This window comes from Candidatus Pelagibacter sp. RS40, from assembly GCF_002101295.1.
GTDB lineage: Bacteria > Pseudomonadota > Alphaproteobacteria > Pelagibacterales > Pelagibacteraceae > Pelagibacter.
In genome coordinates this window covers 88,309-103,470 of record NZ_CP020778.1, presented here as the reverse complement: position 1 = coordinate 103,470, position 15,162 = coordinate 88,309, and the positions used below count along the sequence as shown (strand labels likewise).

Here is a 15,162-nt window from a genome sequence, read left to right as displayed (position 1 = left end):
TTAATTTGTCCAGAACGGACAATAAGAAGGAGCTAATAAATTTTCTTTAATATTTTTATTAAGTTTTAAAACAGTTACAGACATTCCTGCCATTTCCATTGAAGTTGCATACCTTCCAACATAATTTTTAAAAATTTTTATTTTTTTTTTGTTAAAATTTTCGACAACTCTTCTTGATACAATGTAAAGTTCTTCAAGTGGAGTAGCTCCTAGGCTATTTATCATTAACCCGATCTCTTGATCAGACAAATCGAAATCAGCTAGTATTCGATTACATATATCATCTGTCAAATCATTTGCTGACTTTAATTTTTCTCTTGAAATACCTGGTTCACCATGAATACCCATTCCTATTTCTATTTCATCATCATTAATTTCAAATGTAGGTTTTCCAGCCTCAGGCAATATACAAGGAGAAAGAGCAACGCCTAATGTTCTAATTTTTGAATTAGTTTCAAGTGCTATTTCACAAACATCTTGAAGAGATGCCCCCGTTTCAGCTAACGCCCCTGCAACTTTAAAAACAAATATCATACCAGCAATACCTCGTCTTTTTTCTTTTTCTTCAGGTTTTGCACTCGCAATATCATCTGTAACTATAACAGTTTTAGTTTCAATACCTTCGTCTTTTACTATTTCACAAGCCATTTCAAAATTCATTACATCTCCACCATAATTACCCAAAAGGCAAAGCACTCCGTTACCATTATTTGCATTGCGAATTGCAGATGCTATTTGTTCAACAGATGGTGAAGCAAAGACAGATCCTATCGCACAACTATCTAACAATCCTTTTCCAATATAGCCTGTAAAAACTGGCAAATGACCAGACCCTCCACCGGTTACTAAACCAACTTTATTTGAGGACTTTATTGCACGAGTAATCACTCTCGAATTATCTGAAGCTAGTGAATAAATATTCGGGTGGGATTTTATAAGTCCATCAATTGTTTCATCAACAAAATTACTAGGGTTGTTAATTATTTTTTTCATTTACATAATGTACATTACTATTAATTTAGTAACAAATATGAATACTATTAAATGATTAGAGAAAATGGCTTCACATTAATTGAACTATTAATTGTTGTAGCAATCATAGGAATATTAGCTGCCGTAGGACTCCTTGCTTATGATGGGTACACAAAAAGTGCTAAAAGAAATTCAGCTGAAATCTTGTGCAAGCAAATTATAAAAGAAGTTAAAACCAAATGGACAGGCTGTCAGTCAGGGGTTCCATGTTATTTGAAAAGTTCAAATTCAGGAAAACTTGACAAGAGTGCAGACTGGTGCATATTTAATTCATCAAATCCATCTAAAACAGATATGAGAGCTCAAGCTTTTGTTGGTCATTACGGAACACATTCTCAAACAGGATATATATGGGGTCCACGAAATCCTTACAGAACAAATGTTGCAGCTGTTAATACTTCATGTCCAAGTGATGATAAACTAAAACCCGGATGTATTGAGATAATCGGAACAGATAAAGACAATTCAAATTGTGGTCATTGTAATCCTCCAATTAAAGCAGGTGAGTTTATTTTTCAATGCTATAATTTAGATTCTAATGGCAAACTCACAAAATATAGAGAACATTTTCAAACACAGTAAAAATATGCTTAAATTTTTCTCATTAATTTACCAAAATTTTTAAAATTGTTAACTTATAAAATGAAAAATTTATTTGTAATTATCTCAATTTTTTTTCTTACGGGGTGTGGTAATGCATTATCTAATCTAGGTGATAGAATTAAAGATCCACCTGGATACAGAAATCTCTCAGATAGACAAGTATGTATAAAACATTTTGAACATTTGGCTTATAACGAAACTTTAAATAAAACGCTTTCATCAAACGTAATTGAATTAAGAAATTTAGATTGCAGTCAATATGCTGCTGAAGAAAATAATATCTTGTTAAAGAAACAACAAAAACAAAAAATTAAATGTTGGACAGTCGATGGTATTACTAAATGCTATAAATATTAGAATTCAATCAAAGTATAGAGATAAATTTTTGATATAGATTTAATTTATGCATTGTTTGATGCAAAAAGATTATAAATATGCAAAAGCAAAAAAAATCAAAATTAATAGTAATTGGAATAGTAATTTTACTTACAGGATATGTAATAAACCAATTCTTTAAAAGTAATGAGCAAAAAGATCGAATTATTAAACATGATATGATGATTGGTGTTTGTGCAAAAAATAAAGCAAGTGTTGAATCCAATAATTATGAAAAACTTAAAACTCATGAAGATATTAAATTAGAATTACAGACTAATGAAACTTTCAATAAATTATTCAAAGAATGTGAAAAAGAATTTAAAAAAGCACCTAAAGATTTCAGAGCTAAATGGAATTATAAGGCAAAATGGGACGGTAACTAAACTATAATTTAAAGTGAAAAAAATTTTATTAATTATATTTTACAGTATATCTATTTTTAACTATTCTAGTGTGATGGCTAGCGAGGAAGCAAAATATGATATTATAAAATCAACTGATGTGTATGAAATTCGTAAATACGCAGATCGTTTAGCTGTAGAAGTAGTGAGTACAACTGGAGACAATAGTTTTAGAAAGTTATTTAATTATATCTCAGGTAAAAATAAGAAAAATCAAGAAATTAAAATGACAATCCCAGTAACGCAAACAGAGAAATCTGGAAATATGACGATGCAATTTTATCTTCCATCAAAATTTAATAAAGATAATGTTCCATATCCTACAAACTCCGATGTAGAAGTAATTATTATTGAAGGCGGGTACTATGCTGTAATTAGATATTCTGGTAGGGCATCAGAGAAAAATTTTATTAAACATAAAAGTATTTTAGAAGATCAATTAACTAAAGATAATATTCAAATTCAAAGCTCTCCAATCAAAGCAACTTACAATAGCCCTTTTACTCTACCAATAATGAGAAGAAATGAAGCAATGTTTAGGGTTGAATATAAAAATTAGAGAACAACTAAATCTAATTTTTGTTTACCTAATCTTTCATTACCATTTTCTGTCACAAGATAAGTCTCTCCCAAATTCATTGCTAAATTACTCTCTGAATCCATCAAGATCATATGCATAAAGAACACGTTTCCCGATTGAATAACATATGGATTTCCAGTGTATAGCATTGGCCAATCCATCCAGTTGGGAGAAAAAGTTGCTCCTAGCGAATAACCGCAAGCATTCATTCTTGCATTTTTAAATCCATGATCATCAAATGTTTTTGCATGGATATCAAAAACTTCACCAATTTTGTTTCCAGGTTTTAATTTATTCTCACAATTTGTTAATGCCTCAACACAAGCTTCATGCATCTTAAAATGTTTTTGATTTGCTTTACCGATCGGAATAGTTCTAAACATCGCCGAATGGTAGTGTCTATAAGCACCAGCCCACTCAATAGTTAGCTGATCTTCTTTGTTTAAAATTTGTTTTTCAGCTTGATATCTACACAGTAGGGCATTTTTTCCTGAACCAATAATAAATTCATTAGCTGGATAGTCACCACCACCTTCAAAGATAACTCTATTCATTTCAGCTAAAATTTTAGCTTCGCTCGCACCAGATTTTGCATATTTCCACACTTCTTCAAGTGCCAAATCAGCTAGGTTCGCAGCCTTTCTAACATATGTTATTTCTTCTTCAGATTTTACCACTCTTAGTTTTGTAATTAATTCTGATTTATCCTCAATTGAACAGTAATCTTCCAAAGATTGATTTAATTTAATTGCATTTCTACCAGTCAATCCATAGGCCTCATATTCAATTCCAATTTTTTTACCTTTTAAATTTAACTCATCTAAAATAATTTTTAGATCATCAGTTGGATTTGAACCATCTTTATCAACCCAAATTCTTATATCATTAATATTTGATGTGTTTTGTGCTTGCCTTAGATCTGGCGCTCTTGTTAATAAAATTAAATTACCTTTTTGATCTAAGACTAAAGTTTGGAAAAAAACGTATCCAAATGTATCATAACCAGTTAACCAATACATAGACTCTTGTCTAAACATCAACAGAGCATCGATGTTTTGCTCCTTAATTGAATTTAAAATATATGATTTTCTAGATTTAAATTCCTCTTTAGAAAAGTGAAGTGCCATTACCTGATATTAACACTAACAGAGCCAATTTTATCAATAGTACCTTTGTATAATCCTTTTCCTTTAAAGGGCACAACACCTACAGTGGAACCCGTGAAAACATAAAAGTCTTTATTTAAGTTTATTTTTTCTTTTTTGACTTTATTTAAAACAAATCTTAAACAATTTAATGGATTGATATAAACAATATTTGTATTACCAGTAACTTTCAAACCATTTTTTTTACTTTCTAATGAAGTTTTTAAATTATTTAAGTTAAGTTTTTTAAATTTGATTTTTTTTCCAACTATAAACTTAATATTAAATCCAAAATCACTACAAATATCTCCAAGGTAATTAAATTGCTTATTTCTTTGTCTAAATCCAACAATTTCAAAACAAGGCCCCATAAATTTTATAAATTTAGAAATATTATTTTTTGTAACTTTACCTTTAAAATCGAAGAAAGATTTCTTTATTAAATAATAAACCTCAACCTCAATACCTTTGGTATTTTTATATATCTTTACGTTTTGACCTGATTTAAGAAATCTTTTTTTAAAAATTTTTGCAATAAAGGGCTCTTTTTCTCCTAGTTTTTTAAGAGCTTGAATTCCTGTTCCACCTGCTTTTATACCTATGGTTTCATCACTAACTTTATCTTCACATAGTTTCCTAACTTTATTAGCTAGATTAATATTTTTACAATATTTTACTGGGATGGGATTTATAAACGTATTTGTATTATAAGCTTTTACTAATTTATTAGCTATATGATTAATTTCACTTTTCATAATTTGAGCTTATTGAAGAATGCTCATAGGATCAAGTCTCGTTTGAAACCAATTTATTCTAAAATCAAGATGTGGACCTGTTGATCTACCAGTTGAACCAACTGTTCCAATAATATCGCCCTGTTTAATCTCATCACCAACATTCACCATTATGTCCTCTAAGTGTGAATATATGGTAGATATACCATGACCATGATCCATTATTATTGTCCCACCTGTATAATAAAGGTCATCCTCAGCCATAGTAACAATTCCAGAGCCTGATGATTTTATTTTCGTGCCTTTTTTTGCTGCTATATCAATTCCATAATGAGGCCACTTTGGTTTTCCATTGAGAATTCTTTGACTTCCATACACTCCACTTATTATACCTTTTACAGGCATAATAAATTGATTGGTAAAAAATGTTAAATCTGAATTAATTGCTCTTGCTTTTCCAATCCTACCATTTTCCTCTTTAATTCTTTTATAAACAGACTCAGGTGGAGTAACTTTATTTTCAGGCAAACCATCTATTCTTTGAATGTTATACTTTCTTTTAAAGACTTTTTTAATTACATTATTTTTTTTTCCATTATTAACTTCTGTAATTTCCAAATCAAATTTTCTATCTCTATCAATTCCAAATACAAAATATCCATCTTTGGATACTTTAACCTGCTTTTTATCAATAAATACTTTTGAACCTATTTTCGCTTTACCTAAAATGAAATGTCCCTGTAAAAACTTACCTTGAAACTCAAGTGCTTGTGTATGAGTAGAGAATATAATTGCTATAAAAAGCAATATTTTCTTCATTATTTAGCTGTCCATCCTCCATCTATAAGAATAGATGTTCCTGTAATCATTGCAGCAGCATCAGATGCTAAAAAACATACAGCAGTTGCAACATCGCTTTCTTTAGCAGCTTTACCCATTGGTATCCCATCAAGGGCAAGTTTTTTAAATTTCTTGTTCTTAAAAAATTTTTTAACCATTGGTGTTTCAACAAAAGTAGGGGCAACAGTATTCACTCTTATATTTCTATTTGCTAATTCAACACCCATACCTTTAGTTAGACCTTCTATACCAAATTTAGTCATGTTATAAACATTTCGGCCGGACATTCCCACATGTCCAAGCTGTGAAGACATGTTAATGATAGATCCACCTCTTTTTTTATTCTTAAGCATTTTTTTCACAACTAATTGCGCAACGTTAAAAGCAGACTTAAGATTAAGATCAACAAGATAATTCATGCTCTGTTGTTTTACCTTTTCAAATGGTTCTGGTAAATTTGTTCCTGCATTATTAACCAAAACGTCGATAAATTTAACTTTTTTTAACTTCTCACTTAGATCGCTATAATCCATTACATCACAGTGAATTTTAATTAGTTTACTTTTTGCTTTTTTTATATCTTTTTCTAATTTGTCTAAATCTGATTTTGTTCTACTTAATCCTATTATTATTGCCCCAGCTTCAGCTAATGCTATGGCGCACGCTCTACCTAAACCTTTACCCGCTCCAGTAACAAGAGCATATTTATTTTTTAAATTTATCTTTTTAAAATACATTAAATAAGTAATTTTATATCAGTATAAATCAGATCTAAAGCCACAATTAATATTGCAAATAAACCTAACCACGCAATCCATTTATATTTTTTTATCCAATTTGAAATTAACGTTGCGGCAGTAGCCATTAATATGATCGATAAAACAAGGCCAAAAACTAACAAACTATAGTGATCTTTCGCAGCTCCCGCAACACCTAAAACATTATCTAAACTCATTGTAAAATCTGCAAGTAAAACAGTAAAAATTGCTTTAAAAAAACTTGAGTTATCAACTTTTATATTACTTTCTTCGTTGCCACTATTTTTTATTACATCGATATAAAGTTTGTAAACAATATAAAGTAATAACAATCCTCCGATTAATCGTAGTCCAGTGATTTGGAGCAAATAGGCTGTAATCAAAGTTAAAATAATTCTTAAAATTACTGCACCTCCAATTCCCCAAAATATAATTTTCTTTCTTTGATCTGGAGGAAATTGGGATGCAACCATTCCAATAATGATCGCATTATCGCCAGCTAATACCAAATCTATAAATATTATTTGTAAAAGGATTGTAATTTGTTCAGGTGAAAACATTTATGAGTTCAATATCATATCTGCACCTTTCTCAGCAATCATTATAGTGGGTGCATTAGTGTTTCCAGATGTAATGTTAGGCATTATAGATGCATCAATAACTCTTAAGTTTCGTATTCCATGGACTGATAATTTATCATTAACGACCGCGCTATCATCATTTCCCATTTTACAAGTTCCAACTGGGTGAAATATTGTTTGAGTAAAATCACTACCAGCTTTAACTAATTCTTCATCATCAGTGATATGTACTCCCGGTCGATATTCTTCAGGTTGATATTTTTTAAAAGTTTCAGTCTCTAGCATAATTTTTCTCACAAGCTTTAAGCTTTTGGCAGCAACTATCCTGTCATCTTCTGTAGAAAGATAGTTCATCTTAATTTTTGGATTATCTCTACTATCATTACTAGTTATATTAATTTCACCTCTGCTTGTAGGCCTGATGTTTGCAACAGTTGGTGTTATACCTTCAAAATTGTGCATTGGAGTTACCCCCAATATATCTGTACTTAGTGGCTGAACATGAAATTGTAAGTTTGGTGTAGCTCGTGATGGATCGCTTTTAGTAAAAGCACATACTTGACTAGCACCCATTGTTATAGGACCACTTTGTTTTAAAATATATTGAATACCCATTAAAAACTTGGAATATAAACTTTCAACATCCCTATTTAGTGATTTAATATTTTTTAATTTATAAACTGGCCTAAACATTAAATGGTCTTGTAAATTTTTACCCACACCCTTTAGTTCATGCACAATATCTATTCCTTGATTTTTAATTTTTTCACTGTCTCCAATTCCTGATATTTGTAATAGATGTGGCGATCCTATTGCTCCAGCAGATAAAATAACTTCCTTGTTTGCTTGTGCATGATTTAATTTATCACCTGTAAAAAAACTTACACTCTCTACAGACTTATTATTAAAATTAAGTTTTTGAACATGGGCATTAACTATAATTTTTAAATTTTTTCTTTTTTTTACTGGATTCAAATAACCTTTCGCAGCGCTACATCTTAATTTAAGACCAAATTTGCTATGACTGGTAGTAAATTGAAAGAAACCAACTCCAAAATTATCCCCTTTATTAAAATCAATTGTTTTTGGAATTCCAACTTCCTCAGCAGCATTTTGAAACTCATCAAGTAATTTTAAATTTATTTTTTTATTTGCAACAGTTATTGGCCCACTATCATTATGAAATTCACTTTTTCCTAATTCGTTGTTCTCAGATTTTAAAAAATATGGCAAAACATCATTCCAGCCCCAACCTGTATTACCGAGTTGGCGCCACACATCATAATCTTCTTTTTGACCACGTATCCAAAGTAAACCATTGATGGATGAGCTTCCACCTAGAGTTTTTCCTCTTGGATATCTGATAGATCTATTATTCATTGTTTCGTCGGGCTCAGTTTTAAAACACCAATCAACTTTTGGATTATGCATAGTTTTATAGTAACCAACTGGAATATGGATCCATGGATAAGTATCTTTTCCACCAGCCTCGAGTAGTAAAACTTTATTTTTTGGGTCTGCAGACAATCTATTAGCTAAAACACATCCTGCCGATCCAGCTCCTACAATTATGTAGTCAAAAATTTCCATAGATTAGAATATTTATAAAAAATAATAACTTAATTTAAATTTTTTATACATTTTTTATTAAATAATGTCGAATTCATGCTTGTGTATCCTAATTATTTTTGAAAGTATGCTGCACTTTAAATTTAACTGAGAGGGATAAATAATGAAAAAAATCATTTCAATGTTGTTTGCTTCTTTTTTAGTGTTTGGATTTATTTCGAACGCTAGTGCAGCAAAAACATTAAAGTGTCAGACAGTTATTAGCGCCAAAGGTGATGAGGCGGTAATGTTGAAAGACTTTACTGACAACGTAACAAAACTAACTAATGGGTCTCTTAAATTTGAGATTATGCCAGCAGGAACAGTTGTGGGTGTTAAAGAAACACTTGATGCTGTAGACAAAGGATTAATTGACTGCGGATTTGCATGGACACACTATTGGTCTGGTGAACACCCAGCAGCAATGTTATTTGGTTCTCCTGTTGCCGGTGGTGGAGTTGGAATTGACAACATAGCGTTTTTATCATGGTTCTTATATGGTGGTGGTGAGCAATTATATGACCGTCTATGGGGAGAGATGAATAGAAATATTAAAGGTTTCATGTTGCAACCAGTTGGTCCAGAGGCTTTAGGATGGTTTCCAAGACAAATCAAAAACATGGACGATTTCAGAACGTTTAAGTTCAGAACTCCTCCAGGAATTCCAGGTCAAACTTATAAAGATATTGGTATAGCATCTGTTGCAATGGGTGGGGGTGATATACTTCCAGCTCTTGAAGCAGGAACTATTGATGCTGCAGAATGGTGTTGTCCACAACCTGATAAAGTGTTTGGTATTCACAAAGTACTAAAACATTATTACTTACAAGGTTTACACCAAGTAGTTGTTAATGCTGACTTTTATATTACTGGAACAACATATGAGAAGTTCACAGATCATGAAAAATTTTCTTTGAAAATGGCTGCTGATGCTTCTTTAATGCGAGCTCTTGCTTACAGAATTAATACTAACGGTTTAGCTTTGAAAGACTTAACTGAAAACCATGGTGTAATTCTTGAAGATACTCCAGCTGATTACTTCCCAGCTTACATGGCTGCTGCAAAAGCAACTCTTGAAAAGAATGCTGCTAAAAATCCATTCTTTAAAGAAGTTTATGACTCTATGATAAACTTTGCTAACACTGCAGTACCATTTTGGTCTGGTGCACAAACATCAAATGCTAAGCTTGGAATGGCTTATGCAAATGAGTTAAAGAAAAAGTAAATTAATCAATTACAGCGGGCCCTAGGGCCCGCTCCTTTATCTTTACATGAACGATAAAAGTCCAAAACTTGATATTTCAGATGAAATGATTGCAGAGAGAAGGGGCGGCTCTGGCAAGATGCCAGAGGATATGCCTTCTTGGATGGCTAAAACAATAATTAATATTGATAAATTTAGTAAGGTCATTGGTAATATTGTTTGCTGGATTACAATTCCTTTAATGCTTGGAATGGTTTACGAAGTATTAGCTCGTAAATTATTTTTAGCACCAACTATTTGGGCATATGACATGAGTAGATTTTTTTATGGTGCACTTTTCATGTTAGGTGCTGGTTATGCTTTGTCAAAAGGTGTTCATATAAGAGCAGATTTTTTATATAGAAATTTTAAAACCAAAACTCAAGGAACAATTGATTTTTGGCTTTATTTATTATTTTATTTTCCAGGTTTAATTGTGTTTCTCTATATGACTACTGGATTTGTACAAGAATCTATAATGAGAAATGAACGTGGTATGGATACAACGTGGATGCCAATTATGTGGCCCATTAAATCATGTCTTTGGTTTGGTATTGTATTTTTATTAATACAAGGAGTTTCAGAAATTTTAAAAAGTTATTACGCAGCTACCAAAGGAAAGTGGCCTGGAGAAGAATGATTTCACATTTAATTGATCCAGCTATTTTAGGTTTCGTATTAATTGGAGTAATGCTATTTGCTATATTTATTGGATTTCCAATTTCATTTACTTTAATTTTTTTAGGTTTCGTTTTTGGATACTTGGGTTTTGGAAAATTAGTTTTTTATTTAATGACACTTCAATTTTCCATGGTTATGACAGAGCAGACCCTAGCCGCCGTCCCCTTGTTTGTTTTTATGGGCATAATGATGGAGCAAGCAGGTTTAATGGAAAGACTTTTTTCAGCATTTCAAATGATGTTAGCGAGGGTTAAGGGTTCATTATATTATGCTGTATTATTTGTTTCTGTAATTTTTGCAGCAGCTACAGGAATTGTGGGAGCCTCAGTAACTATCCTAGGAATTATGGCTGCAAAGTCTATGAACAGATCTGGTTATGATGTTAAGTTAGCAGCAGGCACAATAACAGCTGGTGGAACTTTGGGAATATTAATTCCACCAAGTATTATGCTAGTTGTTATGGGTCCAATAATGGAAATACCTGTAACTGATCTTTTTGCTGCAGCAATTGTCCCAGGAATTTTATTAGCTTGTTTATACGCTGCTTACACAACACTTAGATGCTTTTTAAATCCAAAACTGGGACCTCCCATTCCAGAAGAATTAAGAACTACAGATTTAAAAAAACTTTGGCTAGAATTTTTTTTAGGCTTAGTCCCACCTGCTGCTTTAGTTTTTGCTGCTTTAGGAAGTATTTTATTTGGTTTCGCCACTCCTACAGAGGCTGCTGGATGTGGTGCTGGCGGTGCTTTATTATTATCTTTGGCATATAAAAAACTTACGTTCAAAAAACTTCAGGATGCATTAGTTAAAACTTTAGAAATTTCTGCTTTAATTATGGTACTTGTCGCTGCCTCTAATTTTTTTGGTGCAGTATTCGCTAGATTAGGAACACCGATGGTTCTTACTGATTTTTTACTGTCACTTGAGATGAATAAGTATCTGATTTTAGGAATGATAATGGTTATGATTTTTTTACTTGGCTGGCCTTTAGAATGGGTTCCTATTGTAATGATTGTTGTTCCAATAATTTTACCTCTTGTTGAGGCTTTAGAATTTAATTTAACTTGGTTTGCTATTTTGGTTGCAGTAAATCTTCAAACCGCCTGGCTTTCACCACCTGTTGCTCTATCAGCATATTTTTTAAAAGGTGTAGTTCCAAGTTGGGATCTAAAAGATATTTACTTAGGTATGATGCAATTTATGGTCATACAAGTTATAGGTTTAGTTATTATAATATTATATCCTAAAATTGTTCTGTGGTTGCCTACACTCCTATATGGACAGTAATTTATATTGGTTTAATATATCTTTGTGATTCCAGTAAAAGACAAATATCAACTTAGAAATTGGGAACTTGTATCAATAAATCCAAATAATAGAGATTGGAGTTGGTTTGATTTCTTTAATTTTTGGGCCGTATCAATTCAAAGTATTATTGGATTTTCACTAATTGCATCCTTATATCTTTTGTACGATTTAAACAGCTTAGTTGTATTAAGTGGTACGTTATTTGCGGGCATAATAGTATTTTTTTTAACAAATTTAATAGGAAGCATCTCACAAAGTAGTGGATTACCATTTCCAGTAATTCTTAGACTTTCAATGGGCTTTAGCGGTGCAAGATATCTTGGATTGATAAGAGGATTAATCGGAATATTTATGTTTGGAGTTCAAACATTTTTTATCTCAAAATCTCTAGGATATATTTTTAGAATTATTTTATTCAAAATAGATAGCCAGTTACTTAATCATGAAATTTTATTAACTTTTTTCTTTGGTTTAAACGCAATTGATTTTTTATCTTTAATACTTTGTTTAATTATACAATTTATTCTTTTTACTAAAACAGCTGGTTTTAATAAAAATTTTATTAAATTTTCATCAATAATTATTTATGTTGGTCTTATAATATTTCTAATAATTATTATTTCTGAAAACTACGTTGCATTAATCAGCTCTCTAATTTTGAGCACAAATACTGAAAATTTTATTTCTAGAAATAATATTTTTCCATTTATTTCAGTTGTGGGAACTATGTTTGCCTATTTTTCAATTCTTTTGTTAAACTTTGGTGATTTTGCACGCTACGCCAAGAGCAAGAATGAGATGAATAAAGGAAATTTTGCTTTACTATTAAATTTAATATTATTTTCCGTTATAGCTTTATTAATTTGTTTAGGATCTGATATTATTCTTGCACAAAATTCTATTACTGTTGAAAGATTATTAACAAATCCAAATGATATAATTGGTAAAATCAACAACAATTATCTTACAATAATATCTTTGATGCTTATTTTAATTTCCTCTATTTCATCAAACCTAATTGCTAATTATATACCTTCTCAAAATACTTTAATTAATTTTTTACCCAATTCTTTAAATTTAAAAAGCTCTGGAGCTGTAATTATTTTATTAGCGCTGTTTGTATCTTTTTTTTGGCTATCAATATTTAGCCAAGGACTATCTTTAAGTGTGTTTGATACACTAGCGTCATTCTTGGGTCCAATATTTGGCGTTATTATTGCAGATTTTTACTTCGTTCAGAATAAAAAAATTAATCATAAGGAATTATTTTATCCAGAAGAGACAACTATATATATTTATAATAGCGGTTGGAATTTAAAGGCATTGTATTCTGTATTAATTGGTTTTATTTTCTCTGCTTCGACTATCTGGAATACAAGCTTATTAAACATACAATCTTTTGGATGGTTAATAGGTGCACTTGTGTCTTATATTTTATATCTACTTTTAAAAAAATAATGAATAATTTTGATCTTAAAAATAAATTTGCAATTATAACTGGAGGAGCTCAAGGATTTGGTTTGGATATTTCAAAAAGGTTTATCAAGTCAGGTTGTAAAGTTCGAATTTGGGATATAGATGAAACAGAATTACTAAAAGCATCTAAAGAAATTAATAGTGATAAATTAAGTTATGATGTTGTAGATGTATCAAATTTTACTCAAGTAAAAAATACAGTAGATAAAATAGCTGAAAATTCAAAGATAGATATTTTAGTTAATAGTGCAGGTATAACTGGACCCACTTCAGAATTATGGAATTATAAAATTGAAGATTGGTCCAAAATAATGGAGATTAATTTAAATGGTATCTTCTATTGTTGTAAAGCAGTTGTTCCTTACATGATTAAAAATAACTATGGAAGAATAGTTAATATTGCATCAGTTTCCGGTAAAGATGGCAATGCTAATGCTAGTGCCTATAGTTCTTCAAAAGCTGGAGTAATTGGTTTAACAAAATCTTTAGGAAAAGAGCTGGCTTTAAATAATATTGCTGTAAATGCTGTCACACCTGCTGGAGCAAACACTAGAATTTTAAATCAAATGTCAAAAGAACATGTACAAAGAATGCTTTCAAAAGTTCCAAAAGGTAGGTTTTTAGAAGTTCATGAATTAACCTCAATGGTTTGTTGGTTATCATCTGAGGAAAACTCTTTTTCAACAGCTGCAGTGTTTGATATTAGTGGTGGAAGATCTACCTACTAGGTTTAGATAAAGGCACAATAACTTCATCAATTTTAGCTATTTTTAAATCTTTTGAAATTACAGGTGATAATATAATGATTGACCAATAAATTAAGAGGTTAAAAATTGTAAATGTTTTCACAATTTTAAATACTCTTAAATTTTGTGTAATGAATGTTCAAATATTGACAATTTTTTGACTTTTTAAAAAAATATTGTATTAAAAAATTTCTAGTTTATAGCAAAGACGTGTCCAAAATTTTTTTAAAAATTTTATTGTTTTCATTTTTTTCGATCAGTCTTTCAAATGCTGAAAACATAAATGTGTTTAATTTTACAGAAAATGAAATTCAATCCTTAGAGGTTAGAAAAGTTAGAGGTGCTGATAATAAAACTGAATATTTGCTTGGCTCAAATGAAAATGGCAACTACCTTAAGGCGGTTGCTGATAATGCGGCTTCAGGACTTGGAAAAAAGGTAACTATCGACCTTAATTCTACTCCTTTCATTAACATTACATGGAAAATTGAGAAAGATTTAAAAGGAATAAATGAGAAAAGTAAAAAAGGACATGATTTTGCAGCAAGAGTTTTTGTCATAAAAAAAACTGGTTCTACAGCTTTGTCAAATAGGGCCATAAACTATGTTTTTTCAAGTAATGAAAATGTAGGAGATAATTGGCCTAGCCCTTATACAAAAAAATCTATTGATAATGTTTTATCAACAACTAATGAAAATTTAAATGAATGGGTCACTGTAAAAGCCAATGTAAAAGAGGATTTTAAAAAATTTCATGATTTAGACGTGAATGAATTAGATGGAGTTGCAATTATGGCTGATACAGATAATTCAAAAAGAAAATCAATAAGCTATTACCAAAATATATATTTTTCAGCGAATTAATTTAAAAATTTAACTTTTTGTTTAAGGAAATAACTCAGTAAGGACAACAAAATTGCTACAACAACATCTTGCATGGGTGTTGCATTTGGATAACCAAAATTCCATAAAATTACACCTATTAACCAAATAAAATAAACTTTCATATTTTTAATGATTAGTATTAAAAAAATTACTATTTTGG

Annotated in this window: 19 protein-coding genes; 10 read left to right on the top strand and 9 right to left on the bottom strand. The window is 30.5% G+C overall.

Annotated features, from left to right (window positions below; translation table 11 throughout):
- Positions 1-993: a dihydroxyacetone kinase subunit DhaK gene (locus B8063_RS00550; protein ID WP_085068489.1), complete on the bottom strand. Its 993-nt coding sequence runs from the start codon at positions 991-993 to the stop codon at positions 1-3.
- Between the two features lie 51 nt (positions 994-1,044).
- Here B8063_RS00550 and B8063_RS07280 point away from each other — a divergent pair, with 51 nt between their 5' ends.
- The 4 genes from B8063_RS07280 (at position 1,045) to B8063_RS00530 (ending at position 2,973) form a co-directional block, all read left to right on the top strand.
- On the top strand, positions 1,045-1,614 hold the full coding sequence (locus B8063_RS07280) for a type IV pilin protein (protein WP_085068487.1): 570 nt from the start codon (positions 1,045-1,047) through the stop codon (positions 1,612-1,614).
- A gap of 60 nt (positions 1,615-1,674) precedes the next feature.
- A complete protein-coding gene (locus B8063_RS00540) occupies positions 1,675-1,992 on the top strand; it encodes a hypothetical protein (protein WP_085068485.1) in 318 nt (105 codons plus the stop codon).
- A 77-nt stretch (positions 1,993-2,069) separates the two neighbouring features.
- Positions 2,070-2,396 carry a hypothetical protein gene (locus B8063_RS00535; RefSeq protein WP_085068483.1) on the top strand — a complete coding sequence of 109 codons (327 nt, stop codon included), beginning with the start codon at positions 2,070-2,072 and terminating at the stop codon, positions 2,394-2,396.
- Positions 2,397-2,409: 13 nt separating this feature from the next.
- Entirely contained in the window at positions 2,410-2,973 is a 564-nt protein-coding gene (locus B8063_RS00530) for an SOUL family heme-binding protein (protein WP_085068481.1), read from the top strand.
- Here B8063_RS00530 and B8063_RS00525 read toward each other — a convergent pair.
- Genes B8063_RS00525 through B8063_RS00500 form a run of 6 tightly spaced genes read right to left on the bottom strand, consistent with a single transcriptional unit; the run spans position 2,970 to position 8,642 of the window.
- The gene (locus B8063_RS00525) at positions 2,970-4,121 is read right to left on the bottom strand and encodes a M24 family metallopeptidase (protein ID WP_085068479.1); all 1,152 of its coding nucleotides are present in this window, start codon (positions 4,119-4,121) and stop codon (positions 2,970-2,972) included. The two genes, B8063_RS00530 and B8063_RS00525, sit on opposite strands and share 4 nt — an antisense overlap.
- A complete protein-coding gene (locus B8063_RS00520) occupies positions 4,121-4,894 on the bottom strand; it encodes a fumarylacetoacetate hydrolase (RefSeq protein WP_157101706.1) in 774 nt (257 codons plus the stop codon). Before B8063_RS00520 ends, B8063_RS00525 begins: the two co-directional genes overlap by 1 nt.
- Positions 4,895-4,903: 9 nt before the next feature.
- Entirely contained in the window at positions 4,904-5,692 is a 789-nt protein-coding gene (locus B8063_RS07275; protein ID WP_085068475.1) for a M23 family metallopeptidase, read from the bottom strand.
- On the bottom strand, positions 5,692-6,450 hold the full coding sequence (locus B8063_RS00510; RefSeq protein ID WP_085068473.1) for an SDR family NAD(P)-dependent oxidoreductase: 759 nt from the start codon (positions 6,448-6,450) through the stop codon (positions 5,692-5,694). Before B8063_RS00510 ends, B8063_RS07275 begins: the two co-directional genes overlap by 1 nt.
- The gene (locus B8063_RS00505) at positions 6,450-7,031 is read right to left on the bottom strand and encodes a TerC family protein (protein ID WP_085068471.1); all 582 of its coding nucleotides are present in this window, start codon (positions 7,029-7,031) and stop codon (positions 6,450-6,452) included. Before B8063_RS00505 ends, B8063_RS00510 begins: the two co-directional genes overlap by 1 nt.
- Positions 7,032-8,642: a GMC family oxidoreductase gene (locus tag B8063_RS00500; protein WP_085068469.1), complete on the bottom strand. Its 1,611-nt coding sequence runs from the start codon at positions 8,640-8,642 to the stop codon at positions 7,032-7,034. It abuts the gene before it with no gap.
- Positions 8,643-8,784: 142 nt separating this feature from the next.
- Here B8063_RS00500 and B8063_RS00495 point away from each other — a divergent pair, with 142 nt between their 5' ends.
- From B8063_RS00495 to B8063_RS00475, 5 genes are read left to right on the top strand one after another with little or no spacing between them, the layout of a single operon-like run.
- Complete coding sequence (locus tag B8063_RS00495) at positions 8,785-9,885, top strand: TRAP transporter substrate-binding protein (RefSeq protein WP_085068467.1); 1,101 nt, start codon at positions 8,785-8,787, stop codon at positions 9,883-9,885.
- A 46-nt stretch (positions 9,886-9,931) separates the two neighbouring features.
- Positions 9,932-10,543 (top strand): TRAP transporter small permease subunit, encoded by a 612-nt coding sequence (locus B8063_RS00490; protein WP_085068465.1) that lies wholly within the window; start codon positions 9,932-9,934, stop codon positions 10,541-10,543.
- Positions 10,540-11,874 (top strand): TRAP transporter large permease, encoded by a 1,335-nt coding sequence (locus B8063_RS00485; protein WP_085068463.1) that lies wholly within the window; start codon positions 10,540-10,542, stop codon positions 11,872-11,874. Before B8063_RS00490 ends, B8063_RS00485 begins: the two co-directional genes overlap by 4 nt.
- A 24-nt stretch (positions 11,875-11,898) precedes the next feature.
- On the top strand, positions 11,899-13,353 hold the full coding sequence (locus tag B8063_RS00480) for a cytosine permease (protein ID WP_198150962.1): 1,455 nt from the start codon (positions 11,899-11,901) through the stop codon (positions 13,351-13,353).
- Complete coding sequence (locus tag B8063_RS00475; protein ID WP_085070815.1) at positions 13,353-14,099, top strand: SDR family NAD(P)-dependent oxidoreductase; 747 nt, start codon at positions 13,353-13,355, stop codon at positions 14,097-14,099. Before B8063_RS00480 ends, B8063_RS00475 begins: the two co-directional genes overlap by 1 nt.
- Here the strand turns inward: B8063_RS00475 and B8063_RS07265 are convergent.
- Positions 14,089-14,220 carry a hypothetical protein gene (locus tag B8063_RS07265; protein ID WP_257788389.1) on the bottom strand — a complete coding sequence of 44 codons (132 nt, stop codon included), beginning with the start codon at positions 14,218-14,220 and terminating at the stop codon, positions 14,089-14,091. The genes B8063_RS00475 and B8063_RS07265 overlap by 11 nt on opposite strands.
- A 134-nt stretch (positions 14,221-14,354) precedes the next feature.
- Here B8063_RS07265 and B8063_RS00470 point away from each other — a divergent pair, with 134 nt between their 5' ends.
- Positions 14,355-14,981 carry a DUF3047 domain-containing protein gene (locus B8063_RS00470; protein WP_232311398.1) on the top strand — a complete coding sequence of 209 codons (627 nt, stop codon included), beginning with the start codon at positions 14,355-14,357 and terminating at the stop codon, positions 14,979-14,981.
- On the opposite strand, the gene B8063_RS07195 is transcribed toward B8063_RS00470, so the two are convergent.
- Entirely contained in the window at positions 14,978-15,124 is a 147-nt protein-coding gene (locus B8063_RS07195; protein ID WP_198150961.1) for a hypothetical protein, read from the bottom strand. The genes B8063_RS00470 and B8063_RS07195 overlap by 4 nt on opposite strands.
- Between the last annotated feature and the right edge of the window lie 38 nt (positions 15,125-15,162).

Coding starts and splice junctions, on each gene's coding strand:
- B8063_RS00550 (WP_085068489.1), bottom strand. CDS start 993: ATGAAAAAAATAATTAACAACCCTAGTAATTTTGTTGATGAAACAATT.
- B8063_RS07280 (WP_085068487.1), top strand. CDS start 1,045: ATGATTAGAGAAAATGGCTTCACATTAATTGAACTATTAATTGTTGTA.
- B8063_RS00540 (WP_085068485.1), top strand. CDS start 1,675: ATGAAAAATTTATTTGTAATTATCTCAATTTTTTTTCTTACGGGGTGT.
- B8063_RS00535 (WP_085068483.1), top strand. CDS start 2,070: ATGCAAAAGCAAAAAAAATCAAAATTAATAGTAATTGGAATAGTAATT.
- B8063_RS00525 (WP_085068479.1), bottom strand. CDS start 4,121: ATGGCACTTCACTTTTCTAAAGAGGAATTTAAATCTAGAAAATCATAT.
- B8063_RS00520 (WP_157101706.1), bottom strand. CDS start 4,894: ATGAAAAGTGAAATTAATCATATAGCTAATAAATTAGTAAAAGCTTAT.
- B8063_RS07275 (WP_085068475.1), bottom strand. CDS start 5,692: ATGAAGAAAATATTGCTTTTTATAGCAATTATATTCTCTACTCATACA.
- B8063_RS00510 (WP_085068473.1), bottom strand. CDS start 6,450: ATGTATTTTAAAAAGATAAATTTAAAAAATAAATATGCTCTTGTTACT.
- B8063_RS00505 (WP_085068471.1), bottom strand. CDS start 7,031: ATGTTTTCACCTGAACAAATTACAATCCTTTTACAAATAATATTTATA.
- B8063_RS00500 (WP_085068469.1), bottom strand. CDS start 8,642: ATGGAAATTTTTGACTACATAATTGTAGGAGCTGGATCGGCAGGATGT.
- B8063_RS00495 (WP_085068467.1), top strand. CDS start 8,785: ATGAAAAAAATCATTTCAATGTTGTTTGCTTCTTTTTTAGTGTTTGGA.
- B8063_RS00490 (WP_085068465.1), top strand. CDS start 9,932: ATGAACGATAAAAGTCCAAAACTTGATATTTCAGATGAAATGATTGCA.
- B8063_RS00485 (WP_085068463.1), top strand. CDS start 10,540: ATGATTTCACATTTAATTGATCCAGCTATTTTAGGTTTCGTATTAATT.
- B8063_RS00475 (WP_085070815.1), top strand. CDS start 13,353: ATGAATAATTTTGATCTTAAAAATAAATTTGCAATTATAACTGGAGGA.
- B8063_RS07195 (WP_198150961.1), bottom strand. CDS start 15,124: ATGAAAGTTTATTTTATTTGGTTAATAGGTGTAATTTTATGGAATTTT.